Annotated in this window: 21 protein-coding genes; 13 read left to right on the top strand and 8 right to left on the bottom strand. The window is 69.4% G+C overall.

What is annotated here, in order from left to right; all coding sequences use genetic code 11:
• The 7 genes from ENSA7_RS03880 (at position 1) to ENSA7_RS03850 (ending at position 11,938) form a co-directional block, all read left to right on the top strand.
• Positions 1-3,375, top strand: coding sequence for a PD-(D/E)XK nuclease family protein (locus ENSA7_RS03880; protein WP_106087836.1), 3,375 nt, complete (start codon positions 1-3; stop codon positions 3,373-3,375).
• Complete coding sequence (locus tag ENSA7_RS03875; protein WP_106087835.1) at positions 3,372-7,403, top strand: UvrD-helicase domain-containing protein; 4,032 nt, start codon at positions 3,372-3,374, stop codon at positions 7,401-7,403. The genes ENSA7_RS03880 and ENSA7_RS03875 overlap by 4 nt, the downstream gene beginning before the upstream one ends.
• Before the next feature lie 47 nt (positions 7,404-7,450).
• On the top strand, positions 7,451-8,107 hold the full coding sequence (locus ENSA7_RS03870; RefSeq protein WP_106087834.1) for a YbhB/YbcL family Raf kinase inhibitor-like protein: 657 nt from the start codon (positions 7,451-7,453) through the stop codon (positions 8,105-8,107).
• A gap of 132 nt (positions 8,108-8,239) precedes the next feature.
• Entirely contained in the window at positions 8,240-8,824 is a 585-nt protein-coding gene (locus ENSA7_RS03865; protein ID WP_106087833.1) for a TetR/AcrR family transcriptional regulator, read from the top strand.
• 46 nt (positions 8,825-8,870) lie between these two features.
• Complete coding sequence (locus tag ENSA7_RS03860) at positions 8,871-9,659, top strand: NAD-dependent deacylase (protein WP_106087832.1); 789 nt, start codon at positions 8,871-8,873, stop codon at positions 9,657-9,659.
• Positions 9,653-10,324, top strand: coding sequence for a glutathione S-transferase family protein (locus ENSA7_RS03855; RefSeq protein WP_106087831.1), 672 nt, complete (start codon positions 9,653-9,655; stop codon positions 10,322-10,324). Before ENSA7_RS03860 ends, ENSA7_RS03855 begins: the two co-directional genes overlap by 7 nt.
• Positions 10,325-10,369: 45 nt before the next feature.
• Positions 10,370-11,938, top strand: coding sequence for a glycoside hydrolase family 5 protein (locus ENSA7_RS03850; RefSeq protein ID WP_146157295.1), 1,569 nt, complete (start codon positions 10,370-10,372; stop codon positions 11,936-11,938).
• 49 nt (positions 11,939-11,987) lie between these two features.
• On the opposite strand, the gene ENSA7_RS03845 is transcribed toward ENSA7_RS03850, so the two are convergent.
• Positions 11,988-12,464: an MmcQ/YjbR family DNA-binding protein gene (locus ENSA7_RS03845; RefSeq protein ID WP_106087829.1), complete on the bottom strand. Its 477-nt coding sequence runs from the start codon at positions 12,462-12,464 to the stop codon at positions 11,988-11,990.
• 198 nt (positions 12,465-12,662) lie between these two features.
• Here ENSA7_RS03845 and ENSA7_RS03840 point away from each other — a divergent pair, with 198 nt between their 5' ends.
• Positions 12,663-13,508, top strand: a complete 846-nt coding sequence (locus tag ENSA7_RS03840) for a DODA-type extradiol aromatic ring-opening family dioxygenase (protein ID WP_106087859.1) — start codon at positions 12,663-12,665, stop codon at positions 13,506-13,508.
• A 64-nt stretch (positions 13,509-13,572) separates the two neighbouring features.
• Positions 13,573-14,478 (top strand): HNH endonuclease, encoded by a 906-nt coding sequence (locus ENSA7_RS03835; RefSeq protein ID WP_106087828.1) that lies wholly within the window; start codon positions 13,573-13,575, stop codon positions 14,476-14,478.
• A gap of 15 nt (positions 14,479-14,493) precedes the next feature.
• Here the strand turns inward: ENSA7_RS03835 and ENSA7_RS03830 are convergent, their stop codons facing one another.
• Positions 14,494-16,062 carry a DUF4215 domain-containing protein gene (locus ENSA7_RS03830; RefSeq protein WP_106087827.1) on the bottom strand — a complete coding sequence of 523 codons (1,569 nt, stop codon included), beginning with the start codon at positions 16,060-16,062 and terminating at the stop codon, positions 14,494-14,496.
• A 102-nt stretch (positions 16,063-16,164) separates the two neighbouring features.
• Positions 16,165-16,752, bottom strand: coding sequence for a ClpXP protease specificity-enhancing factor SspB (locus ENSA7_RS43145; RefSeq protein ID WP_181233086.1), 588 nt, complete (start codon positions 16,750-16,752; stop codon positions 16,165-16,167).
• A gap of 195 nt (positions 16,753-16,947) precedes the next feature.
• Between ENSA7_RS43145 and ENSA7_RS03820 the strand changes: the two genes are divergently transcribed.
• Together ENSA7_RS03820 and ENSA7_RS03815 are read left to right on the top strand one after the other, a co-directional pair.
• Positions 16,948-18,576: an FAD-binding oxidoreductase gene (locus ENSA7_RS03820; protein WP_106087826.1), complete on the top strand. Its 1,629-nt coding sequence runs from the start codon at positions 16,948-16,950 to the stop codon at positions 18,574-18,576.
• 43 nt (positions 18,577-18,619) lie between these two features.
• Positions 18,620-19,135: a peptidylprolyl isomerase gene (locus ENSA7_RS03815; protein ID WP_106087825.1), complete on the top strand. Its 516-nt coding sequence runs from the start codon at positions 18,620-18,622 to the stop codon at positions 19,133-19,135.
• Here the strand turns inward: ENSA7_RS03815 and ENSA7_RS03810 are convergent.
• Entirely contained in the window at positions 19,125-19,787 is a 663-nt protein-coding gene (locus ENSA7_RS03810) for an RNA polymerase sigma factor (RefSeq protein WP_106087824.1), read from the bottom strand. The two genes, ENSA7_RS03815 and ENSA7_RS03810, sit on opposite strands and share 11 nt — an antisense overlap.
• Positions 19,788-19,946: 159 nt before the next feature.
• On the opposite strand from ENSA7_RS03810, the gene ENSA7_RS03805 reads away from it, so the two are divergent.
• Positions 19,947-20,672: a hypothetical protein gene (locus ENSA7_RS03805; RefSeq protein ID WP_146157294.1), complete on the top strand. Its 726-nt coding sequence runs from the start codon at positions 19,947-19,949 to the stop codon at positions 20,670-20,672.
• Between the two features lie 31 nt (positions 20,673-20,703).
• On the opposite strand, the gene ENSA7_RS03800 is transcribed toward ENSA7_RS03805, so the two are convergent.
• Genes ENSA7_RS03800 through ENSA7_RS43140 form a run of 4 tightly spaced genes read right to left on the bottom strand, consistent with a single transcriptional unit; the run spans position 20,704 to position 23,726 of the window.
• Positions 20,704-21,255, bottom strand: coding sequence for a hypothetical protein (locus ENSA7_RS03800; RefSeq protein ID WP_106087822.1), 552 nt, complete (start codon positions 21,253-21,255; stop codon positions 20,704-20,706).
• Positions 21,256-21,299: 44 nt separating this feature from the next.
• The gene (locus tag ENSA7_RS03795; RefSeq protein ID WP_106087821.1) at positions 21,300-22,094 is read right to left on the bottom strand and encodes a hypothetical protein; all 795 of its coding nucleotides are present in this window, start codon (positions 22,092-22,094) and stop codon (positions 21,300-21,302) included.
• 1 nt (position 22,095) lies between these two features.
• On the bottom strand, positions 22,096-22,638 hold the full coding sequence (locus ENSA7_RS03790; RefSeq protein ID WP_106087820.1) for an RNA polymerase sigma factor: 543 nt from the start codon (positions 22,636-22,638) through the stop codon (positions 22,096-22,098).
• 44 nt (positions 22,639-22,682) lie between these two features.
• Complete coding sequence (locus ENSA7_RS43140) at positions 22,683-23,726, bottom strand: hypothetical protein (protein WP_181233084.1); 1,044 nt, start codon at positions 23,724-23,726, stop codon at positions 22,683-22,685.
• 203 nt (positions 23,727-23,929) lie between these two features.
• Between ENSA7_RS43140 and ENSA7_RS03775 the strand changes: the two genes are divergently transcribed.
• The gene (locus ENSA7_RS03775; protein ID WP_106087818.1) at positions 23,930-24,184 is read left to right on the top strand and encodes a dodecin domain-containing protein; all 255 of its coding nucleotides are present in this window, start codon (positions 23,930-23,932) and stop codon (positions 24,182-24,184) included.
• Positions 24,185-24,317 lie beyond the last annotated feature (133 nt).

Raw genomic sequence — 24,317 nt, 5'->3', positions numbered from 1 at the left:
ATGCCCGGACCGCCGCGCGCCATCCCCGAGCGCACGCTGCGAGTGCTGCCCACGCGCGACCGCGTGGCCGAGCTGCTGCGCGAGCGCGTCCGGGCCCAGGGCGTCGCGCTGGCGCTGGGGGTGATCGATCTGCGATCACTCGAAGACCGGCTGATCCGCGCGGCGCGGCTCGATCCGATCGGCACGACCGAGGCCCGCCTGGTCGTCAGCGCGGTCGCCCCCGACGCAGCCCGCGGCACCACGCTGGCCGAGCTCGCAACCCAGCCGGGCTTCGCCGAGTCGTTCCTCGAGCTGTGGGACACGCTGCGCCGGGCGGGCATCGATCGGGTCGGCTTCGAGCGCCTCGCCGCGCAGCTGTCCCGCCGGCCCGACAGCCTGAGCGGCCGCCGGTTCACCGCCCTGAGTCGGATCGCCAGCGCCTATGAAGCCCGGCTCCATTCCCGGGGCGCGCGTGATGGCGTGGGTGCCCGGTTGCTGCTGCCGCGGGCGATCGCCGAGCTCGGGCGCGCCCGCCTGGCCAGCCTGGTCGATGGTGCCCGGGTGATCGAGGTCGAGCGCAACGCGGAGCTGCCGGTCGTCCGCGCGCGCATGTGGGAGGCGCTGGCCCGGGCCGGGCTCGCGATCACGATCGAGGTCCCGGTGCTACCGGCCGGCGATGACGTCGTCGCGCCCGAGCTCGTGGGCGCGCTCGAGCTGCTGCGCCGCAACCTGGTTGAGGAGGCGCCGAGCGTCGACCTGCGCCCGATGCCGCTGCTGCACGACGACGCCAAGCTCGCCGCGGCTGGGTTGATCCCGTTCGTCCCGCCGAGCCGCGGGCGCGCGCTGGTCAGCGCGACCGTCCGCAACGAGCTCGAGCTGATCGACGCCGAGGATGAGCGCGCGGCCCTGCGCGGGGTGTGTGCGGCGATTCGCGAGCTGCTCCACGAGGGGGTCGCTCCGCATCGGGTCACGATCGCGGTGCCGAGGCTGGGCCTGGCCCGGCACCGGGTGCTCGCGGCCCTCGACGCGGCCGAGCTCCCCTGTGAAGAGACCCGGGGTCAGCCGGTCTTGCAGGCGGCGCCGCTGCGGCTGACGATCGCGCTGATTGACGCCGCCGAGCGCGACCTGCCCCGCGAGGCGCTCGCGGGCGTGCTGGAGTCCGCCTACGTCGCGCGCCGCGACACGACATTGCTGCTTTCGGCCCTGCGTGAGGCGGGGTCGCGGGACAATCGAGGGATCGGGCACCTCGGTCGGCTGCGGGTCCACGCAGACAAGCTGGCCCGCCAGCCGCCCGCGCCGTTTGGCGCGCCGACGCCGACCGAGCCCGGCCGCGCGCAGCAGCGGCGCAGCGAGCAAGCGGCCCGTTACCACCAGCTCGCCGATCGCTGGGAGCACCTGTTCGCCAAGCTTCGCCTGCGCCGGATGGCCACGCTGCGCGAGCACCTCGACGCCGTGTTCGCGGCCCTGCGCGCGCTCGGGATCCCGCGTCGCTGCCTGGCGCTGCCCGAGCTCGGCGACGGCTCGCGCGAGCGTCGACTCGAGCGGGACGCCGTCGCGGCGCTGGCCCGCGATCGCGCCGCGCTCGAGGCCCTCGAGGCTGCGGGGCACGGACTCGACGATGCCGCCTCGGCGGTCGGGGTCGCCGACGCAGCGGTCTCGCTCACGGACTTCCGCGCCCACCTCGAGGCCGCGCTCGCGGGCGTGCGCGAGCGACCAGCCGGGGTCAGCGGAGCGGGCATCGCCGTGCGCGACCTCGTCGATCTGGCCCGCTCGCCGAGCGACTACGTGTTCGTGATCCATGCCGTCGAGGGCGAGCTGCCCGGGCCCGGCCGCGTGCTGCCGTTCCTGGACGACGAAGATCGCCAGGCGCTCGATCGGGCCGCCGGTCGCCCAGTGCTCGGCGCACCCACGGCGGCCGACGCTGGCACCTTCGCGCTCGCGTGCGCGGGCGTGCGCGAGCGGCTGGTCCTCGCCGCCCACCGCCATGACGCCGACGGCCGCGAGGTCATGCGCTCGCGCTACTTCGCGGCCCTGGCCGCCGCGCTCGGTCACGATCACCCGCCGCGATCCCTCGCGGCCGGCGTGGTCCCCAGCTGCGCGCAGTCCAGCACCCGCGGCCAGCTGTTGACCCGCATGAGCATGCTGGCCCGCGAAGGTCGACCGCTCGCGGGGCTGGCCGAGCTCCCCGGTCGCGGCGAGCTCGAGCGCGCGCTCAGCTGGGCCGCTGGCCACGCCCACGACCTCGCCCGCGCCAGCGTGCGGCTGCCCGACCACAGCCGCGCCCTCGCGCTCGCCCGGCTCGACTTCAGCTGGTCCGGCCAGCGCGAGGCGGCGCCGGGCTTGGTCTGGCAGGGCTCGGCGACCTCGCTCGAGGACTACGCCGCCTGCCCGTTTCGGTTCTTCGCCCAGCGGATCTTGCGAGTCCGCGCACCCGCGTCGATCCGCGACGAGCTCGACGCCGCCGAGCAAGGCAGCGTTCGCCACCTGGTCCTCGCCGAGGTCATGCAGGCGCTGCGCGACCAGGGCCTGACGCCGCTCGAGGGGGGCGATCGCACCGGCCACGAGAACCGCCTGGCCCGCGAGGTCTGCGAGGCGGTGCTCGATCGCTGGCAGCAGCACGAGCGCACCGGTCCGCTGCCGCTGTGGTACCTGCACCGCGATCTGGTCGTCCGCGATCTCAGCCGCACGCTCGAGGGTGAGCGCCGGTTTGCGATCGAGGCGTGGGAGCCGGGCGAGTTCGAGATCGGGTTTGGGGTGCCCGCGGAGGACGGCAGCGGGGCGATCGACGGCACCCCGCTGGCGATCTTGGACCGCGACGGCGCGCGCCGGTTCGAGCTGGTCGGCCGCGTCGATCGGATCGACTATCGCGGCGACGGGCGCGAGCTCGAGGGGTTGATCATCGACTACAAGTCCGGCCGGGTCAGCGACCGCCTGCGGTTTGACCAGATCGCCCGCACGCAGCTGCAGCTGCCGCTGTACGCCGCCTGGCTCGCGACCCGGCGGCCGGATCTGGGCGACGCGGACGCGGCCTACGTCTCGCTGCGCGACGGCGAGCGCTCGCAGGCCAGCTTGCTGGATCTGTGCCTGTCGAGCGTCGAGCTCGACGGGCTGCTGGCCCTCGATCCCAACGAGCGACGCGATCTGCGAGCGCGCGCCGCCAGCGAGCAAGACCAGCCGCAGCAAGTCGGCCCGCCAGACATCGCCGCCGGGGCCCTCGATCTACCCGAGATCGGCCAGCGCAACCTCGCCGACAACGTCTGGGCGCTGCTCGGCGGCGTCGCCGAGGGTCGGTTCGACGTGCGCCCCCACGATCCCGGCCGCGCGTGTCGCTATTGCTCGTTCGGTCCCGTGTGTCGGGTCGAGCGGGGTGACGAGCTCGACGAGGCCGACGCGTGAACGAGCTCGAGCCACATGAATACGAGCTCGAGCCCGAGCCCGAGCCCGAGCCCGAGCAGGGTTCGCTCGAGCTCGACGCCAACTTGGTCCTGGCCGCGGGCGCGGGCGCGGGCAAGACCCACGCGCTGGTCACCGTCGCGCTCGGGCTCTACGTCGGCGCTGGCCGTTCGCAGCGCGAGCCGCTCGAACCGGCGCAGGTCTGGGCGGTCACCTTCACCGAGAAGGCCGCCCGCGAGCTGCGTCAGCGGATCGTCGCGCGCGCGGCCGCCCTGGCCGACGACCCCGAAGCCGCGCTCGCCGACGAGCCCGAGCTGACCGAGATGCTCGGTGATCGCCAGCTCGGCCCCGGCCGCTGGCGGGCGATCCTCGACCAGCTCCCGGCCGCGCCGATCGGCACCTTCCACTCGCTGTGTGGCCAGCTGCTGCGCAGCTTCGCGGTCGAGGCCGGCGTCGATCCCAGCTTTGGCGTGCTCGATGAGAACGCCGCCACCGAGCTGTTCGCCCGCACCCTCGACGAGGTGCTGCTGCGCGAGCTCGAGGACTCCGACGACGGCGGCGACAGCGACTCGCACACCCGCGCCGCCGCCCGGGCGCTGGGCGGGCCCGACATCTTGCGCGCTGCCCTGCGTCGCCTCCATGGAAAGCTCGGTGAAGAGGGCCGGGATCCACAGTCGCTGCTGACCGACGCGACCGGCCAGCCGCAGCCGGGCTTCGATCGCAAGCTGGCCTGGGCCGCGTTCGCCGACGCCTGCCAGGCCCTGGCCGACAGCATCGCGCTGCTCGAGGAGTCCCGCGAAGATCGCCTGCGCCCGACCCTGCGCGCGCTGGCGATCGAGCGGCGCAGGATCGGCGACTGCGCGCCCCGGCAGGTCGAGCGCTGGTATCCCGCGATGGTCCGCGTCGCCAGCCAGCGGCGCGGCAAGGGCACGCTCCCCAAGCGGGCCAAGCGGGTCTGGGAGCCGTTCGCTGCCGCCTGGGAGCAGGTCCAGGACTGCGTGGCGAGCCTCGAGGAGCAGGAGCTCGCGCGCCGGATCGTCGCGCTGCTCGACGCGATCGCGCGCGCCTACGCGGCCGAGAAGCAGCGCCTGCAGGTCCTGGACTTCGTCGATCTGGTCCGCGGCGCCCACGATCTGCTGCGCGATGATCGAGTCGTGCGGCGGCAGGTCAAGCAGCGGCTCGGCGCGCTGTTGGTCGATGAATTTCAGGACACCAACGGGCTCCAGCTCGACCTCGTGCACCTGCTCGCCGAGGCCCGCGATCTCGAGCGCGCCGTGCCCCGCGGCGCCCGGGCCAGCGCCCTGCTCCCGCTCGGCGCGCGCTGCTTCGCCGCCGTCGGGGATCGCAAGCAGTCGATCTACGAGTTCCGCGGCGCCGACGTGTCGCTGTTTCAGAGCTTGGCCGCGCGTGCGCGCAGCGGCGGCGCGGGGCTGCGACTCCACGCGCTGCGGCGATCGTGGCGCTCGCGCCCGCGGCTCGTCGAGTTCTGCAATCAACTGTTCGCCCGCCTGCTGATCAGCGACGACCCCGAGGGCTTCGCCGTCGACTGGATCGAGGACGTCGATCGCCTGACCCCGGTCCGCGAAGATCACGAAGATCAAGTCGGGATCCCCGCGGTCCAGCTGCTGTGCAGCGATCCCACCGAGGACGCCCGGACCCGCCGAACCCAGGAAGCCCGGCGCATGGCCGAGCACCTGCGGCTGCTGCTCGACGCCCGGCCGCCGCTCGGTCGCACCGACGCCGACGGCCGCCCCAAGCCGCTGCGCGGGGCCGACGTGGCGATCTTGATGCGGACCCACAGCCACGTGGCCCGCTACCGCAAGGCCCTGAGCGAGCTGGGGATCGCCTCGGTCGTCGTGGGTGGGCGCGGCTTCTATGCGGCCCGCGAGGTCCGCGAGCTGGCGGTCTTGATGCTGGCGATCGCCGATCCCCGCGACTCGCTGGCCTCGGCGGGCGTGTGGCGATCACCCGTGTGGGGCATCTGCGACGCGAGCATCGTCGAGCTCGCGACCGCCGAGCAGCTGCGCCTGGCCGACCACGTGGCCGGGTGCGCCGTCGAGCTCAGCGCCCCCGAAGACGCCGCCACCGTCACCCAGGTCGCGCGCCTGGTCGACCGCCTCCACCACGAGCTCGATCGCCTCGGCCCCGCCCGGGTCCTGCGCTTCGCGGTCGATCGTCTGGGCCTGCGCCAGGTCCTGGCCTGGGACGACGCGGGCGAGCAGCGGATCGCCAACGTCGACAAGCTGATCGCGCTGCTGGGCTCGCGCGAGTTTGCCGGGCTCGGCGCGGTGGCCACCGCCCGGCGCCTGATCGAGCGCGGCGAAGATCTGCTCGATCGCGAGGCCCCCGCCGAGGTCGCGGCCGCGGCCGATCCCGACGCGGTGCGGATCATGACGGTGCACGCGGCCAAGGGGCTTGAATTCCCGGTCGTGATCGTGCCCGAGCTCGGCGCCGAGCCGCGCGGACAGGAGGGCCCGGTCGTGTTCGAGCGCGAGCTCGGGCTCGCCGTCGTCAGCCCCGACTTTGTGGGTCGCCGCCGCCCCAGTCCCCATGCGCAGGCGATCAACGAGCGCCTCGCCGCGCGCCGCGACGCCGAGAGCCGCCGGCTGCTGTACGTCGCGTGCACCCGCGCCCGCGACCTGCTGGTGCTGATCGGCGACGCCCCCGAGGGCCGCGGCAGCGAGGGCAATTGGCGCAAGCTGATCGACGCCGCGCTGCCCGAGCTCGACGAGCTGGTCGAGGTCGTCGACGCGGGCCCCGTGATCCAGACCGACGAGCACGCGCCAGCCAGCGCGATCCAGTGGCTGCTCGACCGCGTCGAGGCCGTCCGCCGCGCGGCGACCAGCGCCCCGGTGCCAGCCCCAGCTGCGAGCGACGCGAGCAGCGACACTGTCCTGGATCGTGAGTGGAAGCCGGTCGCCACGACAGCCCCGCAGCCGACGCCCGACCGCGACCCGCGAGACCCGGACGAGTCACCCGAGCAGCTGCGCCGGGCCTACCAGCGCAGCGAGGCCCTGCACCTGCGCGACTGCGAGCTCGAGGTCTCGCTCTCGGGCCTGGCCGAATTCGACAAGTGCCCGCGCCGCTACCTGCTGACCCATGTCGTCGGGCTCGAGACCCCGGAGCACGAGCAGCGAGAGGCCATGCGCGGGCTGCAGCTGCTGCCCTTCGTGCCCCGCGATCGCGGCGACGAGCACGACCCGGGAGATCGCCGACCGCCGAGCCTGGCCGAGGCCCGCGCCCGCGGCCGCCTGGTCCACTACCTGCTCGGGCGCGTGGATCTCGACCGCCTCGGTCGCAACCCCGCGCAGGCGCTCGATGGCTTCGCCGCGCAGGACCACATCCCCGACTCGCTGTGGGCCGAGCTGCGCGATGACCTGCTCCGCTTCGCCGCCCGCCCGTGGGTCCACGAGCTGATCGAGATCCAGCGCAGCGATCCGCGCCGGGTCCTGCGCTCGCTGCCGTTTGCGCTGCAGGTGCTGGGCGAGCACGCGCCGGCCCAGGAGCCCCCCGATCAGACCACCCGCCCGCAGCTGGATCTGTTCGCGCCGATCACCACCGCCGCCGCCGCGCCGCCCGAGGGCTGCGTGATCGTGCGCGGCCGCATCGACCTGGTCTGGATCGACGACGACGGTCGCCTCAACCTGGTCGACTGGCAGTACGGCCGCGCCCCGACCGACCCCAGCTCGATCCTCGATCCCGATCAGGTGGCCGGGTTTCGTCGGCTCACCCAGGCCTGGGCGCTGCGGCGGCTGTGGGGCGACGCGATCGGGCTGCGCGCCGGCGCCGTGTTCCTGCGCGAGCACGAGGCCGACCCCGGCCTGCGGGAGCTCGACGCCGCCACGCTCGCGCGCTTCGACCAGCGTCTGCGCGGGACCGCGGCGCGGCTGCTGCGTGTCGAGCTTGGCGACGACACGACCGCGCAACCCTGGCCCAAGCTCGAGCAACCGGCCGCCTGCGGCGAGTGCATCCACATCGCTCGCTGCTGGCGACCGGAGCGCGAGGCACCCGAGCCACCCCCCGAAGAGTGACGAATCTCGATTGTCGTGCAGCTTCACTTGGCATACCCTCCGCCGCCATGGAACTGCGCAGCGAATCTTTCCAAGCAGGCGGCCCAATCTCCGGAGAGTTCGCGTTTTGCGTGCCAGCCGAGCGACCCGAGGACGGCCACCTCAGCATGGCCCCCAACCGCAACCCGCAGCTGTCATGGACCGGCGCGCCCGCGGGCACCAAGTCCTTCGCCATCATCTGCCGCGACCCCGACGCCCCCGCCGTCGCCGACGACGTCAACAAGGAAGGAAAAATGGTCTCCTTCCGCGTCCCGCGGGTCGACTTCTCCCACTGGGTGCTGATCGACATCCCGCCCAGCACCACCGAGATCCCGGCCGGCTCACACAGCGACAGCGTCACGCCGCGCGGAAAGGCCCCCGGCGCCGCCCCCAATGACCAGGGCCTGCAGGGGGTCAACGACTACACCGGGTGGTTCGAAAACGACGACGACATGAAGGGTGAGTACGCCGGCTACGACGGCCCGTGTCCGCCCTGGAACGACGAGCGCCTGCACCACTACCACTTCGCCGTCTACGCACTCGACGTCGAATCTCTGGGGTTGTCGGGCAGCTTTGATGCAACCCAGGCGCTCCAGGCAATGGAGGGTCACGTGCTCGACTGGGCCGAATTGGTGGGCACGTATACGCTCAATCCAAAGGTCGCCGGAGCGATGTCGGGCGAATAGTCGCCAGCTGAGGCTCCGGGCGTTCTCGCCCGTGAAAAATATTCGCCCGACACGACGCGCTCGGTTCCGAGGAACTCGCTGCTCTTCTTGCGCTTGACCGCTCGAGTGGTGTCACGCGATGCTCGCGCAACCATGCCTCGCGCGAAAGCTTTTGATCCAGATTTGGTTCTCGACCGGGCAATTGAGCTGTTTTGGCGCCGCGGCTACGAGGGCGCGTCCATGGCCAAGCTGCTGGAATTCATGGGTATCAGCCGCCAGAGCCTCTACGACACATTTGGGGACAAACACAGACTCTTCTTGGCGGCCATCGACCGCTATTGCGTCAATCTCCGCTCCGAGTTCGAGCGCATCGTCAGCGCCCAGGCGTCCGGGACCGCGGGAATTCGTGCGGGCTTCGACTGGGTCAGGAGCGAGGTCGTCGAGCACCCCGAGCACCGCTCCTGCCTCATGGCCAATTCAGCTCTCGAGCTGGGCCAGCGCGATCCCGAGCTGCGCGCCCGCGTCGCCGAGCACCTGCTCGAGATCGAAGAGGTGTTCTTCACCGCGCTCGAGCGCGACAGCGTGACCGGCGAGCTCAATGGCAGGCGCGACAACCGAGCGCTCGCGCGATTCTTGACCAACTCCATGTACGGCCTGGGCGTGCTGTCGCGGGGCGGCGCCTCGCAGATGGCCGTGCGCGACACGATCGAGACCACGCTCTCGGTCCTGACGGTGTGACAGCTCGCTGTCGCGGCGCCCGCCCGCCCGTTGTAAAATTTCCTGCGTGCCCCCTCAAATTCTCGAGCGCGCCGCCGAGCTGCTCGCACCCGCCCAGAGCATCTTGTTCATCACCGGTGCCGGGATCTCGGCGGACTCCGGGCTGCCCACCTACCGCGGAGTCGGCGGGCTCTACGACGCCGACGACACCGAAGAGGGCCTGCCGATCGAGGTGTGTCTCTCGGGCGAGATGTTTCGCGCCCGGCCCGAGGTCACCTGGCGCTACATCCGGCAGATCGAGCAGCGCTGTCGCGGCGCCCAGCCAAACGTCGCGCATCAGCTGATCGCCACGCTCGAGCGTCGGCTCGAGCGCGTCGTCGTGCTCACCCAGAACGTCGACGGTCTCCACGCGGCGGCCGGCAGCGACAAGCTGATCGCCATTCACGGCGACACCCAGCAGCTGCGCTGCACCGCTTGCTCGTGGCGCGAGCGGGTCACCGACTACGCCGCGCTCGATCCAGTGCTCCCACGCTGCCCCGACTGCGCAGCCGTGATCCGGCCTGACGTGATCTTGTTTGGCGAGATGCTGCCGACCGACGCGGTCGACATGCTCTACCGTGAGCTCGATCTCGGGTTCGACGCGGTCGTCTCGATCGGCACCAGCGCGGTGTTCCCGTACATCTCGGGCCCCGTCCACCAGGCCAGGCAGGCCAGGCGACCGACGATCGAGATCAACCCCGGCGACACCGAGATCTCGCCGCTCGTGGATCTGCACCTGCGCCTCGGGGCCAGCGCGGCGATGACGGGCATCTACGCGGCGCTCGAGCGCCGCTGGGCTACACTCCCGCCATGCTGACCGTCCACCACCTCGATAATTCCCGCTCGCAGCGAATCCTGTGGCTGCTCGAAGAGCTGGGGGTCGAGTACGAGATCCAGCGGTATCAACGTGACAAGCTGACCAGCCTCGCGCCGCCCGAGCTGCGGGCCGTGCATCCGCTGGGCAAGTCGCCGGTCATCACCGACGGCGACCTCACGATCGCCGAGTCCGGTGCGATCACCGAGTACCTGGTCGCCAAATATGGCGATGGCCGGTTGGTCCCCCCAGCCGACACTCCCGAGCGGCTGCAATACACCTATTGGCTGCACTACGCCGAAGGCACCTTCATGCCATTCATGGTCATGACCCTGGTCTTCAATCGTCTCGAGACCGCGCCGATGCCGTTCTTCATCAGGCCGATCGCCAAGAGCATGGCCGGCAAGGTGCGGGCGAACTTCATCAACCCCAACGTGACCCGCAACCTCGAGTTCATGGAGTCGACCTTGCGCGAGACCACGTGGTTCACGGGTGACGAGATGACCGCCGCGGACATCCAGATGAGCTTCCCGGTCGAGGCCGCCGCCGTCCGGGCCAACCTGGCCACGAAGTACCCCAAGCTCAACGAGTTCTTGCAGCGGATCCACGCGCTGCCGGCCTACCAGCGCGCGCTCGAGCGCGGGGGCGCCTACCAGCTGCTCAGCTGATCGAGCCCGCTCTGGCGCTGACGCGGTTTCGGTTACACTCCGCCGATGACGCGTCCTTACTTGCTGGCTGGCTGGCTCGTCCTCCCCTTGCTCGCGTGCGGCGGTGAACCAGCCGCCGACACCGACCCCGACGCAAGCGGCACCGACACGGGCGATGGCGACGGTGACCCGGGCGACGGTGACGGCGACCCGGGCGACGGTGACGGCGACCCGATGCCGCGCCCTGGCGAGTGTGAGGTCCCGATCGAGCCCGTGATCGCCCCGCACGCCCGACTGCAGCTAGTTGGCGGTGGCGAGCTACGCGACGCGCTGGGCCGCGACGTGGTCATGCGCGGCCTCAACACCGGGAACCGCAACAAGACGCCGCCGTTTGTGCCGTTCCCGATCACCAACGACATCCCGCTCGACGAATTCCGCCTGGCCGCGGACGTCTTTTTCGCGCGCATGAACGAGTGGGGTCAGGACACCGCGCGCCTGCCCTTCTCCTGGGGCGCGCTCGAGCCCGCGCGCGACGTATGGGACGAGCAATACCTGGATCGCTATGAGGCCATGGTCGACTCCGCCTGGGCGCATGGGCTGCGCGTGATCATCGACTTTCACCAGGACGTGTGGGCCGAGAATTTTTGTGGTGACGGATTCCCAACCTGGGCCGTCGCCGATCCCAACGCGCCCTGGCACGAATGCCCCGACGCAAAGTGGGGCCTGAAGTATGTGTCCGACCCCGACGTGCGCGGGTCGTTTGATCGGTTCTGGGCCAATGAAGATCAGCTGATCGACGAATTCCACGAGATGTGGCTCGAGATGGCCGATCGCTTCGCCGATCACCCGGGCGTGGTCGCGCTCGAGGTCCTCAACGAGCCGGGCTGGGGCACCAGCAACGACGTACAGCAGTGGAAGCAGGACGTGCTCACGCCCTTTCACGACGAGATCATCCCGGTCATGCACGACGCGGCGCCGGACTTGCTCATCGCGTTTGACAATCCGGGCGTCGACGCCGTCGGCCTGTACCCGGAGCTGTTTCACCCGCGACCGCTTGGCGACTACTTGATCTACGGGCCGCACATTTATGGCGCGAGCAACTATGGGCCCGATCAGCCCGACCCCGGCGTGCTGATCTTCGAGTTCGCGGATCACGGCCGCACAGAGGACATGCACGTGTTGCTCGGCGAGTTTGGGTTTCAGCCCGGCGAGCAGGATGGACCCGCGTGGTTGACCGATGTCGCGGAGTCGCTGGACCTCGAGCGGATCTCGGCGACCATGTGGGAGTACAGCCACAACGAGCAGCTGTGGAACTACGAGAATTTCTCGATGATCGACGCAGCCGGCAATGAGCGGATCATGCTCGACGCCTGGGTCCGGCCGTGGCTGCGGGCCGTGAGCGGGCAGGCCCCGTACTTCGAGTGGGACGCCGCGCGAGGTGTCGGGTACTCGAGCTGGAACAGCGATGGCGGGGTCACGGAGATCGTGCTGCCGCGGCGGTTGTTTGGCGCGGATGGGCCGAGCGTGATCGAGGTCGGCGGCGACGGGGCTTGCTTCACGCTGGATATGGCGCGCGGGGAGCTGCGGGTCACCGGGCAGGTCGGCGCGGCGGTGACTGTCGATCTGGCGCTGTGAGGCGCTGTTGGGCTCCTCCGATCATTGCGCACCGCGTGCGAGCAACCCTCTATGTCTCGTTCGTGGGTTTGCGGGTCTGCTTCTTCTTCGCGGCTTTCTTCTTCGCAGGCTGCGTGCTCGCCGGCGGGCTGCCCCTGTCGAGTTGGTCGAGTTGGTCGAGCTGCTTGATCAATCGCTTGGGCGCCTGCGCGCGGTAGCTCTCGTCAATCCACGCCTCGAGCATCGCTAGGTCGGGCGCCGGTCCGTCCTCGAAGTTCGCCGTCACCCAGCCGCTGCGGCCCAGCCCGTACGCCGTTGGCGTGGTGTTTGGCAGCATCAGCGCGACATCTTTGGAGTGCGGCAGCTTGCACCCGATGCTCAGCGGATCGCCCTCGAGGCTGAGGTACGCGAAGGTCTTGTCGTTGACGGCGAGGTCCATGTGCCCCGGCCACGGGCTCTTGTAGTGCGTGCCGGGATACTTCAGCCCAAACGCGCGCAGCGCCTCGAGCACCTTGTCGTGCGGACCCCGTTTCTTGGTTTTGGCCATGCGCTCGCCTCTCCTCGATCATGATGGTGCGGTCAAAGCGTGGGCGAGCGCAAGCTGTAGCCTTCACCGCGGACCGTCGTATGGTGCGATCGCGTGGCCAACGGCAGCTCAACGACAGCTCGAACCCGACGCGAGGTCCTGGCCTCGCTGATCGGTCTGGGGTTGGCGGCCTGTGTCCCGCGGGAGATCAACGAAGCGATGTCGAGCGAGACGACCACCACCGAGACGCTGCCCACCATTTTCTTCCCGCACGGCGGCGGCCCGTGGCCGCTCATGGACCGGCCGCTCGGCGGCGACGAAGGGCTCGCCGAGCTGGCCGGCTACCTGCGCGGCATCAACGTAGCGCTACCCCGGCCGCCCCGAGCGGTGCTCATCATCTCGGCTCACTGGGAGGCGCCCGTGGCCACGGTGATGACGGCTGCCCAGCCGCCGATGTTGTACGACTACTACGGCTTCCCCAAGGAGACCTACGAGTTCGTGTGGCCTGCGCCCGGGGCCCCGGAGATCGCCGCCAACGTCCGCGAGCGGCTCGAGGCCGCGGGCTTCACCACCGCGGTCGACCCCGAGCGTGGGTTCGACCACGGGACCTTCGTCCCGCTGATGCTCGCGGATCCTGCCGCCAGCATCCCCACGTTTCAGCTCTCGCTGCTGCGCGGGCTCGACCCCGCCAAGCACCTCGCGCTCGGCCGGGCGCTCGCTCCCCTGCGCGAGCAAGGGGTGCTGATCGCAGGCAGCGGGATGAGCTATCACAACCTTCCTCGGTTTCAGGCTGCGTTCCGTGATCCGTCCGTGGGCGAGCAGGTCGCACGTGAGTCGCGGGTGTTTGACGAGTGGCTCGTCGAGTCGGTCCTGGCCGAGCCCGACACCCGCCACGGGCGACTGCTCGAGTGGGAGCGAGCGCCCGCAGCTCGGGCGTGTCACCCCCGGGAGGAGCACCTGTTGCCGCTCATGGTCGTGGCCGGGGCGGGCGGCGACGCTGCGGCGACGCTGCCCTATCGCGGTGCGGTCTTGGGCGCGAGCGTGAGCGCGGTGCACTTCGGTTAGCTCGATTCGGGTTTGCAGCGCTTGACGACTATCGCGACCACGCAACCCATGCGACACTGCCCGCGTGGACGGTTGGGTCGCGGTCACCGACTACCGCTGGTATGAGCGCCTGCTCGAGGACCAACTCGACGACGACGAGGTCAACTTCTGGCAGCCCTCGGCGCGCGCGCCCAAGCACATGCCGACTGGCACGCCGTTCTTCTTCAAGCTCAAGGCGCCCCACAACGCGATCTGCGGCTTCGGCTTCTTCGCGGGGTTCTCGGTCCTGCCGGACTGGCTGGCCTGGGACAGCTTTGGTCGGGCCAACGGTGTCGCGTCGTTGGTGGAGCTTCGCCAGCGACTGTCCAAGATCCGCCGTGGTGCCAAGATCGCTAGCCGACCCGAGATCGGCTGCTGCATGATCGCCGAGGCTCGAGTCTGGCCGCGCGAGCGCTGGATCCGACAACCCGACAACTGGCACCCGCGGACTGTGGTTGGCGCGACCTATGACTTGACCAAGTCGGAAGGGCTCCGGATCTGGCTCGAGGCCAAGCGCCGGGTGCCGAGTCCGCCGGTCAGGTTCGCGGCCGAGCCCGCTGTGCGCTACGGGCAACCCGCCCTCACGCGCCCACGCCTCGGCCAGGGGATCTTCCGCGTGTCCGTCCTCGATACTTATGGTCGCGCTTGCAGCGTCACGAACGAGCACTCGCTGCCGGTCCTCGACACCGCACACATCCGCCCGTTCGCCGACGGTGGTCCGCACGACATCGACAACGGCCTCGCGCTGCGGGTCGACCTGCACCGGCTGTTTGACCGCGGATACGTGACCTTTGACCGCGAGCGCCGGCTCGTGGTCAGCCGACGCCTCCACGAGGAGTTCGACAACGGCAAGACCTACTACGAGATGCACGGAAGGCCGCTCCGCGAGCCCCACGGAGCGAACCCCGATGCCGCGCTCGCGTGGCATCGTGACAACGTCTTTGTCGGGTGAGCCGTAGGGCCAAGCCTACTGCGTGCCGAAATTCTGCGTCCAATAGTGAGCGTAGTCCCCACCCGGGTAGTAGCCGACCCCGATCTCCTCGAAGTTCGGGTTCATGAGGTTGGCGCAGTGACCATCGGAGTCCATCCACGCGTTGACGACGGCCGCCGGGGTCGCCTGTCCAGCCGCGATGTTCTCGCCCGCCAGGCTCCACGGATACCCGGCCAGCGACATGCGGGTCCACGGCTGCTGGTTGTCGGGGTTCACGTGGGCGAAGAAATCACGCACCACCATGTCCCGCGAGTGCTTGCGAGCCGAGCAGCGTAGGGCCGCGTGCATGACCAGCGGCGGCGCCGGCCCAAACACGCCCTGACTGTGACAGTTGGCCCCGGCCGCACGCTTTTGATTGGTCCGGACCAGGACCTGCTGCTCCCAGCCCGCCCAGGTCGGGTCCCAGTTCGCGACCACCGCGCAGTAATTATTGTTGGGCACCTCCAACACACACGCGCCGCTGCAGCCGTCGTGGCTCTGGTTGTCGCCGTCGTCGCACTGCTCGACGCCCTGCTGCTTGAAACCGTCGCCACACGTGGCCGCGACGCAGCTGTTGAGGCACGCGTCGTTGTTCTGGTTGTTCCCGTCGTCGCAGGCCTCGACGCCCTGGTGCTTGAAACCGTCGCCACACGTGGCCGCGACGCAGCTGTTGAGGCACGCGTCGTTGTTCTTGTTGTTCCCGTCGTCGCAGGCCTCGACGCCCTGGTGCTTGAAGCCGTCGCCGCACACGTTCGCCACGCAAGCGTTGAGGCACGCGTCGTTGTTCATGTTGTTGCCGTCGTCGCAGTCCTCGCCGGGCTGGACGATCCCGTCGCCGCAGCTGGCGAGGGCGCAGCTGTTGGTGCACGCGTCGCCGTTGTTGGCGTTGCCGTCGTCGCAGGCCTCGCCAGGCCCGACGAATCCATCGCCGCACGTGGCCGCGCTGCAGTCGCTGAGGCACGCGTCCTCGTTGCTGGCGTTCTCGTCGTCGCACTCCTCGACGCCCTCTTCCACGAAGCCATCGCCGCAGCTCGCGGGTGTGCACGTGTCGAGGCAGGCGTCGCTGTTGTCGGCGTTGCCGTCGTCGCACAGCTCCGAGCCCTGGACCGCGCCGTCTCCACACGAGCTGAGCTTGCACTCGTTCGTGCAGTCGTCGTCGTTGATCGCGTTGCCGTCGTCGCAGCCCTCGCCAGGTCCGACGTAGCCGTCGCCGCAGACGTTGGTCGTGCACGCCTCGGTGCACGCACCCGAGCCGTTGAGGTCGCCCTCGTCACACTCTTCACCCGGCTGCAGCTCGCCATCGCCACACGAAGGATCACCGTCACCCGGATCGCCGTCGCCGTCGCCGTCGCCACCCGAATCGCCGTCGCCACCCGAATCGCCGTCGCCGTCGCCACCCGGATCACCGTCGCCAGCGCTGCCCGCATCCCAGCCGCCGTCGAAGTCGCCCTCCGACTCACTCCCGCTGGCTCCCGTGAACTGCTCGTCGAAGTCGACGCCGGAGTAGCAGCTCGACAGTGGCAGCAGCAGTCCACAGCACAGGGCGACGCGACGCAGAGCGCTCATCGCGACACTCTATGTCAGATCGCCACCGCAGATCAGGACCTGCGCGGTTACGTGAGAGACCTGCGCAGGTCAGGACCCGCGATTACTTAAAAATCAGCCGGCTCAGCTGCCGCCGTCGATCACGGTGAACGCGGCCCGACGGGTCTTCACCTCTTGCTGATCCGCCCGGGGCTCGGGCTGCGTCTCGGTCTCCGTCTCCGTCTCGGTCTCCGGCTCCTCGTCGGCCGGGCTCTGCTCGACCGCCGCGAGCTCGAACACCGCCGGTGGCTTCGCGGAGCCACGACGCTTGCGGCGAGATGTCCCCCGGCCGCGCTCCTCGTCGCGGGCCTTGGTCAGCTTCGGGTCGACGCCCGCGGGCGTCGGCGTCAGCTCAGCCCGCAGCGACGCCGGGATGTTCTGCTCGAACACGCGCCCCCGACCGGTGTCGCGCTCCGCCACGATGTAGATCGCCACCCACGGGAACGTGCAGCGAGTCACGTAGCCGCCGAACGACAGGTTGGCCTCGACGCCGATCTCCGTGAACTCGAGCTCCAGCGGATAGCTGGGATCGAGATCGATGATCAGTCGCTGGGTCCACTTCTCGCGCACGAAGTCTGGACACACGGCATCTTCGTGGGTGACGTTCACGTGCAGGCGCGGGCACTGGCCCTTGGCCTGGAGCGACTCGATTGCGCTTTGAACTGGCTGCATGCGGGGGCGAAGCGTAGCAGGGTGCACCCGCATGTGACACAGCGTCCAGCGCCACAAAACGAGCGCCAATCCGGCGATTTTCGCGATTCTGGCGCGCCCAGCTTCGGAGCCGTCCGTGCTCGCGCCCACGCCGTTGACGCCCACGTGAGCGCGTGAGTCAATGCGCTCCCGCCGACCTGCGGCGTAACGCCCGCCATGGACATCAAGAAGCTCGCCCTCGATCTCGCCACTCGTTACCGCGCCGTGATCCTCGTCGGCGTCGGCCTGCCCGTCGGGCTCGCGTTCGACACCGGTCTGCGACTGCGCGCCAAGATCTACGATCTGCTGGGGGCCGCGCCCGAGCGGCACGACGAGAAGGTCGCCGAGGTCCAGGCCCAGGTCCGCCGCTGGGCCGCGCAGCCCGCCGACCTGCGCAAGCCCATGTGCACGGATCGCAAGACCTGGATGAACCTCTCGACCCGGTTCGAGCCCAAGCACCAGTGGCATCAGATCCGCATGGGCAACCTGCGCGACATCCTGCACGTCGACGTCGACGCCAAGACGATCCGCGTCGAGCCGTTCGTGACCGTCGGCCAGGCGACCAGCTACCTGATCGACCGGGGCCACATGTTGGCCGTCAACCTCGAGATCGCCGAGGCCACGCTCGGCGGCCTCGCGATGGCCGTGGGCATGACCACGCACTCGCACAAGGTCGGGCTGCTCAGCGAGACCGTGGTCGCCTACGAGGTCGTGACCGCCGACGGCGAGCTGCTGCGCGTGACCGCCGACTCGCACCCGGATCTCTACCGCGCGCTCCCGTGGTCGCACGGCACCCTCGGGCTGCTCGTGGGCCTAGAGCTGAAGATCATCCCGGTCAAGTCGCACGTGCACATGCGCTACGAGCCCGCCCACTCGCAGGCCGACTACTGCGCGCGCATGTACGAGCTGTCGACCATGGACGACGCCCCGGACTTCATCGAGGCCACGGTCTACTCGCGCGATCAGGCCGTGATCATGAAGGGCGAGTTCGCCGATCCAGTCACGCCTGAGCAGCGCGCCAAGATCAACCCGATCGGGCGCTGGTACAAGCCGTGGTTCTACACCCACGTGCGCGAGTACCTCAACGGCGAAGGCGACGAGTACATCCCGCTTCGCCACTATCTGCTTCGCCACAATCGCAGCATCTTCTGGGTCGTCGAGCACATGATCCCCGGCGGCAACCACCCGCTGTTTCGCGCGCTGCTGGGCTGGATGATGCCGCCCAAGATCGCCTTCTTGAAATTCTCGACCACCCCCGCCGTGCGCAAGATGACCTTCACCATGCAGGTGTTCCAGGACATCACCCTGCCCATGAGCGCGATGGCCGACGCGGTCAACAAGTCCGACGAGCTGTTCGACATGTACCCGATCCTGCTGTACCCGTGCCGCGTCTATGATCGCGGCCCCGGCAGCGGCCAGCTCCGCAACCCTGCCCTCAAAGATCGGGTGCTCGGGCGCGACTACGCCATGTACTTCGATCTTGGCGTCTACGGCGTCCCGGGCCCGATCCAACGGGGCGAGCAATTCAAGACCGTCCACGCCATGCGCGAGATGGAGGCGTTCACCCAGAGCGTGCGCGGGTTCCCGTTCCTGTACGCGGACACGTTCATGACACCCAAGGAATTCGAGGAGATGTTCGACCTCACCCTGTACCGCAAGGTCCGGGCGCAGTACGCCGCCCAGGGAGCGTTTCCGCAGCTGTACGACAAGATCAAGCCCGAGGTCGACGTCCTCGCCGTGCTCGACGAAGAGGACGAGTGGGATGACGACTGGGGCACGCGTGACCCCAGCGCCATCGGGGGCTAGGCGCCCACTGGACCGCTGCCCCGGCTCGATCTAGGTTGCGCCCATGGCCAACCCAACCGCCACCCTCGAGACCTCCCTCGGCACCTTCAAGGTCGAGCTCTACACCGACAAGATGCCGGTCACCGCGGGCAACTTCGTGAACCTCGCGCGCAGCGGTTTCTACGACGGCCTGCACTTTCACCGCGTGATCAACAAGTTCATGCTGCAGTTCGGCTGCCCGCACAGCCGCGACCCGAACAGCCGCCGCGCGGGCACGGGCGACAGCCCCAACGGCACGATCCAGGACGAGCACCCCGCAGACGCCAAGCTCTCCAACGAGCCCGGCACCCTGTCCATGGCCAACACCGGCCGGCCCAACAGCGGCAGCTGTCAGTTCTTCGTCAACACCGTGCACAACGCCTACCTCGACTGGTTCACCGCTGGGCAGTCGAAGCACCCGGTGTTCGGCAAGGTGATCGAGGGCATGGACGTGGTTCACGCGATCGAGAAGACCCCGACCGACGGCAACGACCGCCCGCGCACGCCCGTGCAGATGATCCGCGTGACCGTCACCGACTGACCGCCGCGAGCTTCTGACCGCACGCCGCGGCCCAGTCGTCGAGCCGCGTGAGCGTGCTGTCGAGCACATCGGCCGAGCGCGCGATGCCGGCCATCGCGGCCTCGAGCGCGTCCCGTGCTCGGATCAGACGGCTGCGGACCGTGCCCGATGGGATCTCCAGCACCACGGCGATCTCCTCGGTGCTCATGTCCTCCCAGTAGTGCAGCTCGAGCACCACCTGGTAGTTGATTGGGATCGCGCGCAGACCCTCGAGCAGCAGCCGCTGCTCTTGGGCGTGAACGATCACCGAGGTTGGGCTCGCGTCCACGTCCTCGATCGGGACGGCGTCGAGATCGACCTCGCCCTGCTTGCGATAGTTCGCCCGCAGATGCCCGCAGAACACCCGATAGGCGATGCACAGCAGGTAGCTGCGGAACCGACTGCCATCCTCGATCCTGTCGCGGCCCTCGAGCGTGGCGGTGAACGTGTCCTGGATCAGGTCGGCGACCTGATCCGCCCCGACCTTGTTGCGGAAGAACCGAGCGACCGGGGGATAGTGGCGGACGAACAGCACCTCGCCGGCCTCCGAGTCCCCGCCGCGCCAGGCACCGAGCAGGTCGGCGTCGCTGCGCGGGTTGGCTGAGGTGGCTGGCTTGGGCGTGGTCGGGGGCATGATCGATGACGCAGCGGGAGCTGGCCTGCCGTGCCAAGGATAGTCGAGCGGCGGCTGGGTCGCACCCCCGTCTGGGCCGCTGGGTGGTTGGCGAGGCGGTCGACGCCGCGCCTTTTGCGGATGTAGACTCGAACCGTGGTTCGAGGACGATCGCTGTTGGTGCTCGCGCTGTCGCTCGCAGTGTTTGTTCCCGGCAGCGCCTTGGCCGGCTCACCGCTGGGGGGCGGCTCCTCGGTGGGGGGCGAATACGAGGAAATGCCCGAGCAGCCCACGATCGAAGAGGTGATGTCCCCACCAACCGTCGAGGTTGCGCCACCGCCGACAGGTCGCGCAATGCTAGGGCTCGGCATCGTCGGGGTCGTGACTGGCACGGCCGCCACGGTATTCGGCATGACGTTTCTCATTGCCGACCCGGACGGCGTCGGGGTTTTTGGCGTCGCACCGCTCACGTTGGGCGCAGCATTCGTGACCGTGGGTGCGCTCGGGATCCACTATGGAAGGCGACGCCACGCCGCGCTCCGGCGGTGGGAGGATGAGGCTGGCACCGACCTCGCGGGGTGGCGATCGCAGCACGGCAAGGGCCCAGTCCCCGGCACGGGGTTGGTGGTGACGGGCTCGCTGGTAGGCGCCGGAGGCCTCGCGCTGCTGGTCAGCAGCGCGGTGATCTATGATGGGTCTCGCCATGACAATCGCAGCCCGCGCCCCGTCGTCGGCCTTGGCATCCTCGCAGGCACGCTGGGGACGATTGCTGGCGCGATGATGTTGGGGTTCGGGAGCGTGCGAGTTCATCAACATCGCCGCAAGCAAAGCGCGAGGGTCCAGCTAATGCCCGTGCCCTCGTTCGGCCCACGGACCTACGGTTTCGGCGTAGCCGGTCGGTTTTGAGCGGGCGCGGCCCTCAGCTCGAATGTGGGGTCTAGAGATAGCTCCACTCGCAGATGTTGTCGACGCATTCGAACCCATCCGCGCTGGGGCAGTCGCAGTCACTGTAGAGGCCGAGGTCGCACTCGAGCAGGCTCGCCTGCTCGATGATGGCGTAGAAGCAGGTCGCATCGGCGTCGGTGCGGGCCACCCAGTCGTGGGTGCAGCCGCAGCTGGTGCCGACCAGTTGCTGGCCACACTCTGCGTCTTCGGTGCAGCTGCGGATCACCGTGGTCTCCTCCTCGAACGCGCCCTGCACGTCCTCGCAGGTCTGAAACGCGACCGCGAGGCACCCGTCACCGTCACCGTCACCATCGCCCGTGGGATCGCCGTCGCCATCGCCCATGGGATCGCCGTCACCGTCGCCCATGGGATCGCCGTCGCCGTCGCCATCGCCATCGCCGTCGCTCATGGAGTCGCCGTCGCCGTCACCATCCGGCTCGTCGCCGATGTCCTTGTATCCAATCTCGCAGGCGAACACGGACGTGGCCGCGAAGAGCAGCAGTCCGAGAGAGAGCGTGGTCGACATGTTCATGCTGGTGTTCATGCTCTGGTATTGGCCGGGTCCCAATGAATTCGTGACGCGAGATTCTAAAATGTGTCGGCCAGAGCTGGGCACGCCGCTGAGATGCGCTCGAGCAGCGGAGAGTTGGGGCGGCGGGTGGCCACCGCGTGCGCGCGCGTCGAGGCGTCGTCGAGGTCCTCGCGCGCACAGCTGGCGATCGCCCACAAGGCGTCGCGCTCGTCGCTCAGGGTGCCGCGTGGAAATTGACGCGCGTGCTCGGCCAGCTCGACGATCACGGCGCTCGGCGACGTGGCCGCGCGGGCCGCCCCGAGCAAGCGCAGCTCCGCGGCGATATCGACCGCGAGCGGGTCTGGGTCTACTTGATCCATCGACGCTGCAGCAGGCTTCGAGCCGTGTTTGGGCAGCATCGAATGGCTCGCCAATTCGGGCGGGTCTGTCGCGGACTCGCCCGACTCGGGACCCGGCTCGCTCGTGCTGTGCTCGTGCCCCAACTCGGTGTCCGGCGCGGCGACGCGCGGCTCGCCGAGCAGCTCGGTCTGCGCGACAGGCTCGACTGCTGCGGCCGCGTCCGGTGTGAGCGAAGCCAGCGTGAGCGCGCCCAACTTGAGCACCAACAGGCCACCCGCCGTCATCGCTGCGGTCGCGGCGACGACCTTGGCAGCAAACACGCCGCTCGAGTTGCTGACAGCTCCGAGCCCGCCGTCCCCGAAGCCGCCACCTTCAGCGCCACCCCCTCCAGGGCCGCCCCCAAGCCGGGCCTCGAGCAGCGCCAACACCTGCGCCTGTTTTCCCGCCGGTGGGCTGCGTTTGGCTCGCAGCGCATCAACGGCCCGCTCTAGATCGTGTGTGCGCTCGTCCATGTCACGCCCTCTCAAACTTTGTCTCGCCGGTAAGTTTTCCGAGTGCCTTGGCGACGGCTACTCGTGCCTTGCGCAAGCGCGAAGCGATTGTGTTGGGGTTGACGCCAGTGGCCTCGGCGATCTCGCGGCTGCTCATGCCCTCGAGCTCCGCCATCACGAAGGCGTCCCTCGGCCCGGGGTCGAGCCCGGCGAGGGTCTGTTCGAGCAGCGCGAGCACCTGTCGATCCGCGACCTGGCCGTCGAGCGCGGGGCCCTGATCGGGCGGGGGCAGCGCGTCGATCTTGCGTTGGTGTCGACCGTGCGCGCGCCGATGGTCCGCCGCGACACGACGACAGATCCCACAGATCCAGGGCCGCACGCTGACCGACCGATCCCACGTGTCGAGCCGCCGGTGGACCACCACGAACACGTCCTGCACGGCGTCCTCCACCTGGTGGGCGGGGACCCCGAAGTGCAGCAACATCCGCCAGGCGAACGCGAAGTTGTCGGCATATAGAGGCTCGAACTCGTCCCCGAGTCGAGCCGCGCGGGGCTCCAGGAGCATCTCCTACCAGTTTGGCCGGGTCCGCGGGTTTTCGTGACGGAGATTCATGGGAGCCGAAATTCGACGCCAGCGAAGCCCTGCACGCCGACTGGCGCGAACTCCTGCGCGACGGTGGTGCCGATCGTGAAGCCGCCGCGGGTCAGGGGCGCGAGCAGCTCGAGGTCGAGACCCAGGGCCACGTGCTCGTGCACGACCCAGCGCAGGCCCGGGCCCACGAGCAGCGCCGCCCACGGGAGCCCCGCGTCGCGCGGCGCCAGGGTGGTCCCGGTTCCGCGACCCCGCAGCGCGCCTGCCTCCACGCCCGCGCAGATCGGAAACTCCACGCGCCCCGCCCACGGCACCGCGCAGCCGCGGGCGGCGATCGAGAATCCGTCGAAGCGAGCCTGGGATCCGCTCGCCAACGTGTGCGTGCGCGGGGTGAGCCAGCGCCCGCGCAGTGCGACGCGCCACCATGGGCCGAAGCCGCTCAGCTCGATCCCCAGGGCGCCCTGGCCGAGCTGCAGCGGACCGTAGCCGCCGCCGCCGAGCGGGGCGATGCCGACGCGGATGTTCGGCGGGTGTTCGTCGGTGGCTGAAGATCCTTCAGTCTGATCCGACAGCGCGCGCCGAGGATCCTGGCGTGGGTCGGGGTTGGGATCCGACTTTGGGATTGGCTCGGGTTCGGGCTCGGGCTCGGGTTCGGGCTTGGGTTCGACCTGCTGGCGCTGCGCGAGCTGGGTCGAGACTCCGACCGGATCGACGCCGAGCGCGATCACCAGCGCAGCCGCGTCCCCCAGGGCCTGACAGTCCGGTCCTGAGAACGTCCGTTCGTCGACTCCGCGTGCGCTCTCGAACCGCAGCGACACGACCCAACGCTCGCTGTCTTGCAGATCGACCCGCCCGCTCACCTGGACGTCGGCGGGGGTATCCACACCGACAATTTCGCCCAGACTCGGCAACAGCTCGTGGACTCGGGCGTCGATCTCTGCGCGCTGCGGGCAGCTGTGGGGCGCCTGCCAGGTCAAACCGAGCGGGCTCGTCCGCGTTGGGGTCTGGACCTCGGGGGCGAGCAGCAGGGCCACGAGGGCCACGATCCCGGTCGGCGACATCGGTGGCGTGGCATAGCACAAGCGCACCATCGCCACCAACGTCGCGTACTAGAGCTTCACCAGCCGTCGTCCCAATGAGGCGCACTCGAGCTTGCGTGCCTTGCGCGATCCTGTATGTTGTTTGGCATCGAACCGACGATTGAGACCGGGCGCAATTTGCATCGTCCCGGCCGATCATAGTGACAGCATTACGAGAAAACGACATGCACGCAACCAACGCAAATAAACACCAGGACGTCATTCGAATTGTGGCCAGCTCGACCAAGAGCTTCGATGACGCTGTCAGAAACGGGATTAGCCAGATCCTCCAGGGGCCCCACCACGACAACCTTCGATTCACCAACTACGAGGTCGTCGGGTTTCAGGGCACCATCAAGCACGACGACAACAAGTGTGAGGTCATGCTGTTCCAGGTCGTGATGGAGGCCGCTGGCGATCACATCCAACAGCCGACTTGAGGCCGAGGTCCAACGCCGCTCTTCAGGAGCTCGCAGCGCCGCGGCCTCGAGGGCCGCGGCGGCTCGTTCGCAGACGTGGAGCTCGGCGCAGGGCTCTGCGAGCGGCGGCAGGGTGATCACTACTGAGTCGAGA

Source organism: Enhygromyxa salina, from assembly GCF_002994635.1.
Classification (GTDB): Bacteria; Myxococcota_A; Polyangia; order Nannocystales; family Nannocystaceae; genus Plesiocystis; species Plesiocystis salina_B.
This window is presented reverse-complemented; position numbering and strand designations above follow the sequence as displayed.